Annotated in this window: 8 protein-coding genes and 1 pseudogene; 4 read left to right on the top strand and 5 right to left on the bottom strand. The window is 53.2% G+C overall.

Going from position 1 to position 14,773, the window contains the following annotated elements; translation table 11 throughout:
• Nucleotides 1–7 precede the first annotated feature (7 nt).
• Nucleotides 8–328 (top strand): diversity-generating retroelement protein Avd, encoded by a 321-nt coding sequence (gene avd / locus SH139x_RS26850; protein WP_488352799.1) that lies wholly within the window; start codon nucleotides 8–10, stop codon nucleotides 326–328.
• An 892-nt stretch (nucleotides 329–1,220) separates the two neighbouring features.
• Here the strand turns inward: avd and SH139x_RS26845 are convergent.
• From SH139x_RS26845 to SH139x_RS26825, 5 genes are all read right to left on the bottom strand, one after another.
• On the bottom strand, nucleotides 1,221–1,361 hold the full coding sequence (locus tag SH139x_RS26845; protein WP_488352798.1) for a hypothetical protein: 141 nt from the start codon (nucleotides 1,359–1,361) through the stop codon (nucleotides 1,221–1,223).
• A complete protein-coding gene (locus tag SH139x_RS26840; RefSeq protein ID WP_488352797.1) occupies nucleotides 1,358–2,170 on the bottom strand; it encodes a glycerophosphodiester phosphodiesterase in 813 nt (270 codons plus the stop codon). The genes SH139x_RS26845 and SH139x_RS26840 overlap by 4 nt, the downstream gene beginning before the upstream one ends.
• Before the next feature lie 215 nt (nucleotides 2,171–2,385).
• Nucleotides 2,386–3,045, bottom strand: a complete 660-nt coding sequence (locus tag SH139x_RS26835; protein ID WP_488352796.1) for a hypothetical protein — start codon at nucleotides 3,043–3,045, stop codon at nucleotides 2,386–2,388.
• Between the two features lie 437 nt (nucleotides 3,046–3,482).
• Nucleotides 3,483–4,061, bottom strand: a complete 579-nt coding sequence (locus SH139x_RS26830) for a sigma-70 family RNA polymerase sigma factor (RefSeq protein WP_488352795.1) — start codon at nucleotides 4,059–4,061, stop codon at nucleotides 3,483–3,485.
• Between the two features lie 3 nt (nucleotides 4,062–4,064).
• Nucleotides 4,065–7,469, bottom strand: a complete 3,405-nt coding sequence (locus SH139x_RS26825) for a protein kinase domain-containing protein (protein WP_488352794.1) — start codon at nucleotides 7,467–7,469, stop codon at nucleotides 4,065–4,067.
• A gap of 1,156 nt (nucleotides 7,470–8,625) precedes the next feature.
• Between SH139x_RS26825 and SH139x_RS26820 the strand changes: the two genes are divergently transcribed.
• The 3 genes and pseudogenes from SH139x_RS26820 to SH139x_RS26810 all read left to right on the top strand — a co-directional run.
• The gene (locus SH139x_RS26820) at nucleotides 8,626–9,789 is read left to right on the top strand and encodes a serine/threonine protein kinase (protein WP_488352793.1); all 1,164 of its coding nucleotides are present in this window, start codon (nucleotides 8,626–8,628) and stop codon (nucleotides 9,787–9,789) included.
• Between the two features lie 715 nt (nucleotides 9,790–10,504).
• Nucleotides 10,505–13,210 (top strand): WD40 repeat domain-containing protein, encoded by a 2,706-nt coding sequence (locus tag SH139x_RS26815; RefSeq protein ID WP_488352792.1) that lies wholly within the window; start codon nucleotides 10,505–10,507, stop codon nucleotides 13,208–13,210.
• A gap of 1,038 nt (nucleotides 13,211–14,248) precedes the next feature.
• Nucleotides 14,249–14,591 (top strand): annotated as a pseudogene (locus tag SH139x_RS26810) (hypothetical protein); the annotation flags it as partial.
• Nucleotides 14,592–14,773: the final 182 nt, after the last annotated feature.

The raw sequence follows: 14,773 nt of genomic DNA, 5'->3' as shown, positions 1-14,773 counted from the left end.
TCGAGAAGTGCCAAAGTCAGAACGCGACGAGTTGTTGATCATTACCAAGGTATATGATCTGATTCTATGGTCCGGGAATCACACCAGTCGCTTTCCGAAAAACCATCGCAACGTTTTGGGGGAACGGATTGAACGACGGCTTTACGATCTCTTGGAAACACTGATCGAAGCGAAGTACACGAGTGTTAAACTGAAATTGCTTCAACGTGCCAATTTGTCGCTGGAGTTGTTGCGTTTTCAGTACCGTTTAGCAAGCGACCTCAAGTGTATAGCTACCAAGAGTTACGCCTTCGCCGTCAAAGCGTGGATGAAATCGGTAGACTGTTAGGTGCATGGCTTCGTCAGCAGTCAAAGTCTCCACCCTCGGCAAAAAAGGGCAAGCCATGAAACGTGTGGGATTCCTATGGGATCGGATGATATCCATTGAAAATCTAATGCGGGCCAATGAACGTGCGCGACGGGGCAAGCGTTTTCGCCGCTAGGTTAGCCGCAACAACAATAACGGTTTTCGGCTCTCGTGCACTTGCGGCGTTTCCCCGAGAAGCGTCTTGTCAGAGTTTGGGGTATCGATTCGATGGTTCCTGCCGCAAATCGTACTGGTGCGTAAGTCCAGGTTGTGATCCAGTGTTACAAGGTAAGTCAATCTTGTGGCCAAAGGAAACGCAGGACGATCTGGTTTAGTAGGTCGATGGGATTCGAAACTCCAGAATCGGTTTTTGCGCAAGCTTGGAATCAATTGTCTAGGCCGCGTGGTGCTGGTAGGTCGGTTGGATGACCGACTCGAACGCTCCTCGCGACCTTTTTCTTCTTTGGTATTGATGAACCGGCATGATCAGCCCTTCACGGGTTTGGAAGCAGAATAATCGCAGTAATGAAATTGCGTTCCATAGCAACCACACTTGAGCAGTGACAATTTGATCGGACACGTTCAGATAGATTTCCCTACAGCTACCGCAGGTGGCTTACACCTTCTTATGTGTGTTCTTGAGGAATTGCATAGAGCCACACTTCAGGGCCCAGTGGCAAAGCGGCCAGGGATATCAAAACAGAGGCAAAAGCAGGCGGGAAATCAACAGACTCTCGAGACAATTAATTGTCTCGAAGGAATTAGCTTCAAGGGCAGACGCCCACATACTCGGCACCGGCACCGCACGCCAAATCAAAAACGGTTTCGCCCTTAATGATTTTGATGATCGCTGGCAGTTGAGGCGACGTGCCCTTTAAGACCATCGCCAGCGGCAAAGGGGAACAATACCACTTTTGCGTTGTCGTCGTCGGTCAGGATGATACTCCTGCTTGCCCGATTCAGGCGGATAGAATTCGTCGGCGAGTTGGCGGATTTGATAGTGGCCTTGGCTCATTCTTTTTCTCTTAACATCGTTGCAAGCTCGAATGGATAGTCAGTCAGAATGCCATTGACCCTCACGTCAGCAGCTTGCTGCCAGTTCTTAGGTAAATCACCTGCGACGGTCGCTCCGGCGATGAACGCACGCTTGTTCGCTCGACGGAGGGCTTCAATCTGCTTGTTCGGCGGCAGGTAGCGAAAGTAAACCCAATCGGCGTTGGGTGCAGCGAGTGCCCCGGCAAACTCGTCGGGGTTGTTGGCAACAGCGGCGGCATGGGCCTGATCGGAAGCAGCCCTAATCTCTGCCCGAACCTGCGGATCTGAGATCGTCCTGCCGATGAATAGCAACCGGTCGAGAACGCCATGCTTCTCTGCCAGCCGCACCACGCTCTGTGCGACGTTCTCAGCCTTCAGGTCAACGGCAATCAGTACGTCGTGCTGGCGATACTCAGCCACCAATTCCAGCACCTCCTCAATGGTTGGCACCTGCTCACCGGCGAACTTTGAATCAAACCAACTTCCGGCGTCTAATTTACGAATCTCGTCCAACGTCAGTTGCGAGATCCTGCCGGAGCCATCGGTGGTGCGATCAACGGTGTCGTCATGAATGCAGACCAGATGACCGTCCTTGGTTCTCTCCACGTCAAACTCGAAGCCGAGTCGAACTTCGAGACATGCTCGAAAATTGGCAAGGGTGTTTTCCGGTGCGTGACGAAGGAGACCTCGGTGGGCCACAACGAGTGGTCGAGGCTCAGTAGCAGTGGCGGGCGAGCAGTTTACAACAGCCAAGAGGATTGAAAAAACCGTACTGTAAAAACTGGACATATTGAACTTCCGTCAAGGTAGGTCGATCGGTTTCCGTCGCAGCCTGGGGCACTCATTAACACGGTTTAGCGCCCTGCAGGTCATGATCTGCAATAACTACTGGAAGATTCGCCTTTGAGAGTTGATGGCCTCGTTACTTGCGACCTCGGAATGTCACACTGGTGCTCTCGGCAGGGATTGTACGGTTTAGCGGCCAACGATACTGAAAGTAACGCTCAATTGCCGTCAAGGATAAAAGGTGACGATGCGATCACGTTTTGATCCCAAGTTGCAGCTTTCGCAGCACCGAAAAACAGAATGCGTTCATGGTGGTTGTGGCTGAACAAGAATGGCGTGACGTGCCCATGTCGATCAGCTTCGTTTCCCGATTTGCGCAAGAAGTAACCCTTGTCTCTCCATATAATCCCATCCTGGCTCTTCGCATATCGGGTGCCGCTGTGTGATTCGTAGACCATGATGTACGTTGACCCAATCCGCTGAACGTCGATTCCACCAGCGTCGTTTCCAAACACGGGATCATCACTTTTACGAACCCAATTGATTCCGTCTTGAAAAGTTGCATAGCCGACAAAGCGATGCGATTCATTTGACACAGGTGCTCCTGCCGGAAAGTCTTTCCGGCCGTCGTACCACATCCTGAAAATGCCCTCGTCGTGAATAACGGACGGGCGACCAACGGACAGTGCATCCCAAGCGTCCTTACTGCCAGCATCAAGAGCAAGGCCCACCACATCCCATTTCAGGCCGTCTTCGGACGTTGCAACATGGATTCGATCAATGACAAACTGCTCGGCACGGGTAAAGTACATAAAATATGAATTGCCCACCTTCACGACCGATGGGTCGTTGATGTGATTGGCTGTACTGTCTTCCAAAGCAATACCTTTCCTGTTCCAGTACCGCCCATCCTTTGATTCCGCATAGAGAATTCGGTCGTGACCGTCTTTCCCCTGGCCGCCATACCACATTCTCCAAATACCGCTGTCGATTAGAACGCACGGAGCGTAAACATTTCCCTTTCCGTGCGAGGCGATTTAGTGCTCGCTTTTAGCGTCAAGAAGCACTGTCAAATTTGCTCTTTGAGCGATCGCGATGGGAGAGAACGACAGCAGGATGAGTGAGGAGAGCAAAATGCGATTCATCATTTTTTCTCGCCAATAAGTTCACCGGACTTCAACATCGCCCTCAGCAGCTCTGGGTCGACCAATCGGTAATCGTCACCGACTTCCTCTCCGCGGTCGTGGCAGAGCGTGATTTGCCTGCCCCGCCTGATCGACAAATGTAACGGAGTTTGGTAGGGTTGGGAAACGCGTTATGCTTCGCTGTTGGCGTCACGATCCATCGTGGTCTTCAGCCAAGCTCGAGCATAAGCCCAGTTGCGTTCGACCGTGGCGACTGAAACACCCAGGGCCTTAGCGGTCTGGGAACTCGTTAGGCCCGCAAAGAATCGCAGCTTAACAACCTTTGCCTTTTCTGCATCATATTGCTCGAATTGTCTTAATGCATCATCCAATTCCAAAAGCCGTTCGGGACGTTGGGCTGCTGGGGGCTCGATTTCCGCCTGAAGTTTGACACGTTGCCGATCACCGCCACGTTTGATCGCGGCTTTGGCACGCGCACTTTCGATCAGAATTCGACGCATCGCTTCGGCGGCGGCACCAAAGAAATGGCCCGTGCCATTCCACTTCGCTTCGTCGCCATCATTACCAACGAGACGCTGGTATGCTTCATGGACCAAGTCGGTTGCTTGCAGCGTTTGCCCAGTCTTTTCGCTCGATAGCCTCGACTGAGCCAAGCGACGTAGTTCGTTGTAGACGACGGGCAGCAACTCCTCTGCGGCCTTTTGGTCACCCTCGTCGACGGCTCTTAACAATCGTGTTACGTCCGTCACCGTTCAATACTCCCATTGCATGATGTGGCCGTCCATCGAGGAAGCGACAATTCTAGGGAATCCGTTTTGCATCCGTACATGCCGCAGCGGTCGGTTTACCCTGAATGTCCCCAGTTCTTCTCGCTTGTGATAGTCAAGGAACTTCAGCTCACCCGATGGCGTGGTTCCTACAAGGCACTCATCGTTGGGTGAAAAAGCAATCGACATTAAACGGGTGCCCGCGAACGGAAGTGGATCAAGGAATGTCTTGGTGCGCATGTCCCACAATCGAACCTCGGTGCTATCGATTTCGATGATCGCTATCATCGTTTCGGCGTTGTTGATTGTAGCGCGATAGTTGTACTCGGTCGGGATCTCCGCAACCAATTCTGTATCGAATCCCCGAACGCGATAGAGCATTGCATTTCTTCGCAGTTCTCTTTTCCCTGACCAGATATTCGCACCGATCAGCAAGTAGTCACCACTTGCCGAGAACTCGCACGACAACCTTGACCCAGCCTCTATTGAACCAATGATTTCCCTTGTCTGGAGGCCTTGAATATCATGCATGCTCACTCCCGATCGGCCGTCTGAACTGATAAGCAAATTGTCATTGGTAGGCGAAAAAGCAAGTGATGAGAGAGTGGATTTATCGTTATTTCCAAGCAGCGTCGCCAAGAGCCGCTCCGACGGCAACTCCCACACTGCAATCCGGCAAGTTGAATCGTCGGTCGGTTGGTACACTGCCGCCACGCGGTCGCCATTTTTCGAAATGGCATAACCACTTTTTCGCGTCTCGCCGTTTGGTACGTGCAGCATCGTTTGCGTTTCTTGCTGTGGATCCCAAACGCAGACATCTTCCTCATCGCTGCGGAACGAGATCAGGCCACAGCTTTTTCCAAATCCAAAGTCGGAATACCAGCCAGTATTTGTCTTCACCGAGTCTAACCCATGCCTGGGCAGAGACCACTGCCGAAGGCCATGCTTGGAACTACGGAGAACATTTTTGCCGATGAGGGCGATACGTTTGGGCGTGCCGGGAAAGAACTTGCTTTCGTAAAAACTACATATTTCATCTCCGCTCTCGGTGTCAAAGACCCGCGTGGTTGCGCTGTCTGCAGCCCAAACGGCGAATTTATCACCCGTAACATTGTAGGCAACGAAACCTTTCCGTTGCCACGAAGGTCGTCGCAAGAAACGGGCTTCCTGGTCAACGATTCGCCACTGCTCGACTCCAAAATAGCCGACCACTACGAAAGAAGAAGAGTCGGTCGGATGAAAATCGATGCCCGAAACGCGATTCTTCAGATCAATCGTCTGAATCTCGGAGGGCGCGCCATTAGTAGTGAGGAATTGGACCTGATTCGAGTCATCATAACCAGCGACTGCGATCACATTACCATCACTGGAGCAGGCAACAGTTGGTTCACCTACCTGCATTTCTACGTTTTTGGATACCGCTCCGGTCGTCAAATCCCAGATCAATAGGTTCCCACCTTTGTCGCTGCTCACGATTCTACCACTGTCGCCAATCGCCTGCATCGAACGGACAGGGTTAGGATGCCTCACCACGATCCCGGTGCCCGTCAAGGTAAGGGGATCACTCGGATCGCGTTCAAACGCTTCGATAACGTGCGGACCATCTTGTATTCCGTGTGCAACGAGCAAATGACGCTCGTCGCCGGACAGCAAGACTCCGCGAATGGAGTCACTTTTTTCACCAACGCTTTGCAGCGGGTGGACCCGACGACGTCCGTCTGCCACGGATTGCGTTACAAGCACACCATTGTCCAATCCTGCGAAAGCGACCGTTCCATCGGCAGTGATTTGCCAATCTGTCACATCAAGACCGAGATCAATTTGCTTAGGCTGTAATTCTTCAATCCGCTTTTTTAGAAATCTCCATGGAATTTCCATTGCCGAGCCAAGTTGAGGGTGCAATCGATCGAGCAGCTGAGTTGATCGCTCGAGGTCGCCACTGTTAAACGCATCAAACGCCAGGATCAGCGACTGCGAATCGAGGAGATGTTGTTTTTGGGCGTTGGCCTCTCTTGATTCGGTCAGTGCCTGTTGTGTTTCCTGTTGTGAAATTCCTAGTTCGGCTAGTGTTGCTTGTTCGCTCTTGAGTGTGTTCGAAATGACGACTGCCTGGTAGGTCGCCACGATCCCGCCGATCGTCAAGGCCGCCAGGATCATGCAAGCCGCTGTGACAGGACCTTTGTGTCGTCGAACCAGTTTCCGAAGCAAGTACGTCCTGGACGGTGGTCGCGCCGCAACGGCTTCATCTTTCAAGTATCGATCGATATCCTTGGCGAATCCGTTGGATGTTTCGTAGCGCCGAGTGCGATCCTTCTCCAGTGCCTTCATCACGACCCAGTCCAGGTCGCCATTTAACTCGCGTGTCAACTCGTGCGGCTGGACGTGACGACTTGTGGCGATTGCGGGAAGCGTTTGACTGCTGCTCGCTCGAAGACTCGGTCGAGGTGGTTCTTCTTCTTGAATGATCCGCATGACTTCGCCCAACGCCACATTGCGAAGCCGTTGGCGATCGAACGGCGTGCACCCGGTGAGGAGTTCATAGAGCAGCACACCTAACGAGTAAATATCGCTGCGAGTATCAATGTCCAATTGATTGAGTTTCGTTTGTTCGGGACTCATGTAGTCCAACGTGCCGACTATCTGACCGAAGGCCGTGAACAATGTCTTTTCCGTTAGTCGACTTTGAGTTGCCTTGGCGACACCAAAATCAATCACCTTTGGCACTGCGTGATCGTCGTACTCGGCGACGAGAACGTTGGACGGCTTAATGTCGCGATGAATGATTCCTTTTTGGTGAGCGTGCTGGATGGCTTGGCACACCGGCACAAACAACTTTAGTCGCTCGCGAGGGGAAAGCCGATGTTCGTCACAGTATTGAGTGATGGGGACTCCCCTGACCAACTCCATCACAAAATAGGGTTGCCCCCATTGGCTTGTGCCAGCATCCAGCACGCGAGCGATATTGGGATGATCCATCATCGCCAATGCCTGACGCTCTGCTTCAAATCGAGCGATGACAGATCTGGAATCCATCCCGGGCCTGATTATTTTCAGCGCGACACGCCGTTCGACAGGCTTAAATTGCTCAGCCATGAAGACGACGCCCATTCCGCCTTCGCCAATCTGCTGAAGCAACTTGTACGAATCGATTTTTGTACCAGGTGATGCCTTGATAGGATCCCTCGCGTCCGTTGGCGTCAAGAAGGCTGCACAGGTCTGATCCAAGAGGTCAACCTGGTCACCGTCCGCTGCCAAGAGTGCACGAATGTGAGCCAGAAAGGCACCGTCGTTACCGCAGACGCGACGTAAATAGGATTCTCGCTCTGATTCATCACAGATGTTTTTTGCGGACTCAAAGACGGATGATTCGTTTGGGAATTTCTTCGACATGTTTTGCTCTCCAATCCATAGTGCGATCTTTTTAGTCAAATCCCATCAGAGAATCCAAGAAAAAGTCAGCGGATACGTTCGGATTTGGGCACCACGACCCGAAGTGCTTCACGAACGTTGCCCAACCAATTGCAAAAACTTCGTCATTAATGGCGGATTCGACGTCCATGTTCGTCACTAAGCAGCGTGCGAGCGAATACTAAGCGATGCACTCGCTACGTCAACACGCGTTAATCGCGGCGGGCATTGCGACGAGACAGACCACGGAAACGGCACTCTTCGGCTTCAGTGGGGAATGGGAGCGATGCAGACGTGGATCTTAGTGCTGAAGGAAACAAAAGTGCACTGCCGCGTTGCTTCTGATGATGGCAGGGTCCTCGTTGCGACAGCAACGGTTTCCGAAGGGCCGCGCCGAGCCACCAATCGACCTTGCTCGCGTGGGTGGCGTGCACTGCTGGGCGCATCGGATGCCCTGTAAAGGTATTCAGGCGGACACACGCTTTCAATTCCCGAGCGTGTTTTCCGAATCGGGTAAGTTGACGGCATGTAAGTCGCCATAAAGCAACTCCGCGCCGTCGCTCTTAACTGCGTTCGGTCGGACCAACCTCAGCATTTTGGGCGATCCCCGAACTTCAGGAGGTGGCGGAGACCGACGCGAGTTCGGGCACTCCGCCAGCCTGCACCGGCGGCCGACTTCGGCGAGGGCTAGTCCCTCTTGGCTCCGGTCGATGAAACCGGAGCGCTTTCGGTGAGGCTGTTGCGGTGCGTCGGTGTCCGGCTCTTGTGGACAACGACGCGAGTTTCAACTGGAACGAAGTCCGTTCGGTCGATACAACCAAAACCACGAAGATCGCTGGAGCTCGAAGGAGCTTAGGGCGGAGTCCCAGCGCTTGCTGGGTTCGTTGCATACGATTCATCGGGCCTGCGTTACCGATGAACGCAATCTCGACGCCCTAAACGCTGCTTTGGCTAGACGAGTTTAGATCGGCACCTAATCATTAATCCTCGATCAAGATGGGCAAGCCGCCGATCGCGGTGTCTAAAACCCGCCGAAAATGTCAAGTTAGAGCCCTGGTCGGCTGTCTCATGGGCAAGTTCCGTAAATTTTTGACGTCGCTCACCCGAAATTCTCGCTGTCTCTGGTGGAGGCAAGAATATGAACGAAGAAACCCTTTTTGATCTCATCGTCAACGCAAGCGAGTCCGAACGCGACGCCCTGCTTGAACAGCATTGTAGGGGGAATCCGCAGCTTCGTTCCCGCATGGAAGACCTCCTCCAAGCACATTTATCTGGCAAATCCGCCGCGATCGATCCGACCGAGCTACATGACATTCTCGCGGATTACTCCAAGCTAGATCCAGCGCGGGCCACAAAGGAGACGGTTCACAGCGATGTCGGGGCTGTGCTGGGAGGCAAATACACGCTTCGTGAGCGAATCGGTGAAGGAGGCATGGGCGCGGTATGGCTGGCCACTCAATCGACACCCGTCAAACGCAAGGTGGCGATCAAACTGATCAAAGCCGGCATGGACAGCCGACAGGTGATCGCCCGATTCGAAGCCGAACGGCAGGCGCTCGCGATGATGGACCACCCCAACATTGCCAAAGTCTTCGACGGCGGCATGACGGATCAAGGCAGACCGTACTTCGTGATGGAGTACGTCAAAGGCATCCCCCTGACCGACTATTGCGATCGAGCACGGCTTTCAGTCAAGCAACGATTGGAACTCTTTATGCCGATCTGTCAGGCCATCCAGCACGCCCATCAAAAAGGCATCGTGCACCGGGATCTCAAGCCGACCAACATCCTGGTTTGCCTCTACGACGGCAAGCCAGTCTGCAAAGTAATCGACTTTGGCTTGGCCAAGGCAATGCACCAACCACTGACGGAGCACTCGGTGTACACCAGTCATGGCGCGATGGTGGGCACGCCACTGTACATGTCTCCCGAACAAGCGGAGTACAACAACCTGGACGTCGACACACGGACCGATATCTACTCACTCGGAGTTGTGCTGTACGAGCTGCTGACCGGAACGACGCCTTTGGAGCGAGAACAGCTCCGCGCAGCCGCGTACGACGAGGTGTTGCGTTTGATCAAAGAGGTCGAACCACCGCGTCCGAGCATGCGACTGAGCCAGAGTGATAGTCTGCCGAGCATCGCAGCGCAGCGAAGCATCGAAGCAAGACATCTTGGACGATCACTCTCCGGCGACCTTGACTGGATCGTGATGAAGAGCCTCGAGAAAGAACGTTCTCGCCGTTACGAGACTGCCGCGGGATTGGCTCAGCCCCGACGGAAAACAGCTTTTTGTCGGTGATCCGGAGGGCAGCATTCTGATCTTGGATTCGTCGGACGGCCAAATGGAAAATCGGATCCGAGTCGCAGGCGGTAGTCCGATAAGAGCATTGGCAATCTCGAATGATGGCTCAGTTTTGGCAGCAGGAAACTACGCGCCGAACGTGCTGCTGTTTGATGTGAGCACGAGAGAACCACTCTGGACATTGTCGCTTCGAGAAATGCCGAAAGCGATCACGTTCTCGCCAGATTCGACACGATGTGCTGTGGCTGAATACTCCCATCGTGTGTCGGTTTTTGATATGGGTTCCAGGCGGCGAATCTTCCGTCGCCCACTTGGCGCAAGTGGTTTGTCGAGTATCGCCTTCTCGCAAAGTGGCCGTCGACTATTCGTCCTGTCGAAAGACCGCATGCATGTGATGGATGCCGAAGAAGGGCACGATTTGTACGATTGGTCAACTCCAATTAGTTTCGCAATGGATGTCTGCCAGTCCACCAGAGCAGTTAGGACGGTCGCTGAGTCCGGTGAGGTCAGAATTTACGAGCCGACACTCAATCAAAAGCGATAACATAATGCCTTAGTCAACGCGTACCGGTTGCAGTTATGTGGTTTCAGTTGGCGGACGCTAGAGGCGTATAAGTCGCCCCAAAAGAACTCCGTTCGGTCGATCTCAACTGCGTTCGGTTGGGCCAGACGTTGGGAATGGCAGTTCGAAGGATCCAAATCGGATATCACGATGTACGTCGTAGCGGATAACTGGCGTCCGGCCCGCCCAAGCTACGATCAGGAACGCGTGCTGATTGATGCCAGTAAAGCTCGCGAGAATTGGTGGGCGTCGCAGCACCGCGATGATATTGATCCCCGCAATCCGCATCAGCTCCGGCTAGCCCCTCTGTTCCTTCGCCAGCAGGGATTCCTGGTAACAGTAGCTCCTCCCGGCTCCACCGTGACTGCTGAAGTACTGCAGCAGCACGACATTGTCATTAGAACGCAATGCATCAGCCCTTACACAATGGAAGAGCTGTCGGCATACAAGGAGCGAGTCGAGAAGGGAGGTCACTGCATTCTCATTGGTCGTGCTCATTACGACGATGTGCTTGCTGAGCAGTTTGGCCTGCAGTTTTCAAAGAAGTCGCAGGCTGCTGAGATCGCCATGACGCTCGACCATGCAATGACACGTTCTATTGGCACGCGCTATGGCCCGTTCTGCATCGTTGAGAAGCATCCAAGTGACTTTCAGTGTCTGGCTTCGCTAACACCAGATGCAACCCAACCCGTATTGGGCTCGTTGCAATTTAGCAATGGAATGGTGCTTGCGATGGGAATGGATGCCGTGGACGATCGAGACGAACGTTTGCTCAGCGACGTCGTCAAATCGCTGGCATCCTACCAGTCAGCGGACGGCTTCGTTAGTTCACTTCAAGGAGCCCACAAGATGGCCATGTTGCAACCGCGGTTGCCTGCGATTGAGCTGACGAGTCCTGCGATGGACGCGGAATTGCCGGATCGTTCGCGGCATGAGTGGACCCTTAAGTGGAATCCTGTACCAGGGATCCGCATGGCACAGGTCTTGGTATACGCACCTTCTCGAAGCCTGAGCCTCGACTTTGATACGCTTCAAGAACGTGGTGAAATCCTCTTACGCCCGGCGCGAGGTTTCCAGCTCAACGATTCCCAACGTTCTAGTTGGTACTGGCAGGTGCGACTTAAGACAGAAGCCGGTGAATTTGGCAGATGGTCGCAGCCTCGTTCATTCTCGATTGCTGCTGTGGAAGAGTTTACCGAGCCGTTGCCGCCTGTCGGATCGATTGAGGGTTCCTGGCTTATCTCAGACAGTCCCAACGCGGGGCGTGGTAGCTTCGCCGGTGGCGAAAGATGGTATATGTCGACCAGCTTTGGTCGTGAACGCAGGGGCATGATCTGGGACCTTGCGACCAACCCGCCTGAGTTGGTCATCGATGATCTCGTGTCTAGCGACGTGCGGGTTGCGCCATCAATTTCATCTGACGGTAGGTGGGCTTTCGCATCGATCGGGCAGCGCGGCCAGGGGCAACCTCGACTAATAGACCTGCTCACAAAGGAACACCCCGAGTTCCTATTTGAGCATCCTGGAAACGTGACGTCGCATCATTTTTCTGGGAATGGCACGTGGTATATCTCGCGAACCAAAGAATCGAATCGACTTTGGGATCTTAAAGCCGATGATCCTACATCCAAGTTTGAAACGCTCAACGAGCCGCAAAACCTCAGCCAGATGCAGCCTTTTGTCTTCGACCGATCACGACGTTGGCTGGTTGCCGGAAACCGTTTGCTCGATTTGAACGATAAAGCGCCCTTGGCATCTTCCAGAATACTACCCAACAAAAACCTGACTCCTGTCAGTTTCAGCAGCGATGGTAACTGGCTAGTCGCGGGAAATTGCCTTGTAGACATGCGCGCAAAAGAGCCGGGGCAAGATCGAGTTTTCACCCTACCGACCATTGAATCATTTAGCAATGTGAACTTTAGCGCTAACCAAAAGGTCTTGCTTATTGGAAATCTCTATGTCCGCCTCAGTAATGACGATCCAAGCCAACAGGTTACGAAACTACCAATTACAGGGGGACAATTCGACGCATTCGCCATTAGTAAAGACGGTCGTTACGTGACAGCCTCGAACGCACAGAGGCTAGTTGTGTGGGAATTCCAAGACGAGGCGACAAAGCCTTCGCAACGAAGCGGTATGGGCCCCGGAGGTGGGTACATCAGTTTCCCCATGTCGTTTCATCTCAAGTTGTACTTTAGCGACGATAGCCACTGGCTTGTATCAACCAGCTATGACGGAGACGCGACCCTCTACGATTTGACAAAACCAGACCTAGCTCCCAAGAAGCTTACACGCGATGGGCGGGACTATCGCATCATCGGATTCACCCAGGACCACCGCTGGTTGTATGTGGGTGCGGGAAACAAGGTAGATCTGTGGGATTTGACGAACGATTCGGTCGGTGATCCGGAACAGGCCATTAAGCTTTTCGAGGGAGAAACAAGATGGGTCGGTATGCTCTCAAAGAGTGAAGATGGCCGGTGGCTGGTATGCAATGACAGAAAGTCCATGCCAAAGCTGTATGATCTCAGCCGAGAATCGCCCTTCCAAAAGCCAGTCACAATCGATCACCCCAATTCGTACGGCGTTCTTAGTCCTGACGGGCGTTACTTTGTCACACGGCACCAATCGGATTTTGGGGCAAGTCTGCCCGCCAATCAGCCAGCAGAACTGCGACTATGGTCGTTAATTGGCGAAAACCCTGGCAAGCAATACGTTCAGGTGCCGGGACATAATGGTGATGTAAAGACTTCGACTTTTAGTCCAGGTGGCCATTGGCTCCTCATCGGTGACGCAAGATCAACACGCATGTGGGACGTTGCTCATTTGATCAAGGGCATTTCGAATCAACCATAGCCAGTTTCTCTAAGGCAACATCGTTTCACGGACGACCGTGCCTGCACTGCAGCTTCTCAAATGGTGTGCGCACCCCGCCATAACACTGCAAAGATTAAATAAAGACCAGATCGCGTTGAACCGAGGAAGAAAAGGGGCGAATCATGCCGCAAGTTCTAATGACTAACCCAAGTGCAGAGGCCAAGCTCGATATTCTGAAATGAGCTCGAAAAAATAAGTGCTATTCGTTGGACAATCTACCAACCCTCAATCCATCAGTGCAAACCGCTTCGGTCGTTTCCACCGCGTGTGTTCAACGCAACTTGCGAAGCTGCTCTGATATGGGAAGGGGATTGCGTGAACGGCAGCGAAACAGGGGGCCTCGGGCGATTTTGCCAAGGTGGAATTCTAGTCCGCAAGGCGTTGAAGTCCCATTGGTCGAGTTTCGGCCGTTAGGGCTGATTTGCAAGCCGAAGTTTGGGACAGAGTCTCTGCGCTGAGCGTGGAACTGGCGAAGATTTCGGCGAGACCAGTCATGAACTTCGCGAATCCAAGTGAGCCGTCATTTCGATGATCGTCGCTTTTGCCCATCGCGCCCAGGTGGGCGTGTCCTTTGCAATTGCGACGAGCAAGTTGTTGTTGACACCTTCGCAAGTTCGGAGAGAGGCGAAGTGTTGACGGTTGCATCGGCCGACGCGGATTCTACGGGGCCAGAAATCGCGTCGGTGAGCCCAATAGACCGCCGACCGAAGCAGCGAGAGCCAATTGTCACGAGGTGCCCCCGGTTTCATCGACCGGAGCGTCGAGTATGTAATTCACCGATGTCGGCTGGGGATGGCAGTGAAAAAGAGAGCCACGCTGAAATCCGCTGCGGTCTTCTGCACGTCCGCGTTGAACGGCAATCGCTTCTAGCGTGCGGATGTTTCGACCTCAGCGAGTTGTGATTGATCCTTCGGAGTTGCATTAGTTCGACGTACGCGCCGTTAACCAACGTCGATTGAAACCACGGTGCTGTGCCCAGCTTCTTGAACTTGGCCAACTTTCTCGCTCGGTGGTTCCGAACCGACAAACGCAGAGCCCTCTCGGAGTCTGCACGAAGCCGGCGAAGATCGTTTAGCGTGCACCGCCTGAACGTACTCAATATGTTGCACCGGTCGCTGTTAAGCACCGACACGATCGAGAACTCGTTCCGAACACAAGTCGCAAATTGGGGCGTGTGACGAGTTTCCGCACGGAGACTGATCAAGCTAGTCGATGGCTTTCCTATGCATTGCTGGAAACCGAGAAAGGACTCCGGCGAATCCCAGGTCACACCTTATTGCAGTCACAGATCGCTGCCTTGCAACGTCCTCGGGCCGTCGCGATAGCGGAAGAGAGTTTAGTCCCTGAGGAACAGTTGTAGCGTTCTGTGTGGCTGAGGCAAACTCGTGGAATTTGCATCTCCTGAGATTTGGGGCGAGGCGAATTGTGCGACTAGCCAGCTTTGGTTGTACTATTTATGAACGAAACCAAATCGCAAATTGATTTGATCCCCGAATAGGAATTTTGAGTCATGAATCGAATTAGCTTCCCAATCCTCATTTT

Origin of the sequence: Kothea flammea, from assembly GCF_052161645.1 — a bacterium.
GTDB lineage: Bacteria > Planctomycetota > Planctomycetia > Pirellulales > Pirellulaceae > Laterigemmans.
This window is presented reverse-complemented; position numbering and strand designations above follow the sequence as displayed.

Coding starts and splice junctions, on each gene's coding strand:
- SH139x_RS26845 (WP_488352798.1), bottom strand. CDS start 1,361: ATGAGCCAAGGCCACTATCAAATCCGCCAACTCGCCGACGAATTCTAT.
- SH139x_RS26820 (WP_488352793.1), top strand. CDS start 8,626: ATGAACGAAGAAACCCTTTTTGATCTCATCGTCAACGCAAGCGAGTCC.
- SH139x_RS26840 (WP_488352797.1), bottom strand. CDS start 2,170: ATGTCCAGTTTTTACAGTACGGTTTTTTCAATCCTCTTGGCTGTTGTA.
- SH139x_RS26815 (WP_488352792.1), top strand. CDS start 10,505: ATGTACGTCGTAGCGGATAACTGGCGTCCGGCCCGCCCAAGCTACGAT.
- SH139x_RS26825 (WP_488352794.1), bottom strand. CDS start 7,469: ATGTCGAAGAAATTCCCAAACGAATCATCCGTCTTTGAGTCCGCAAAA.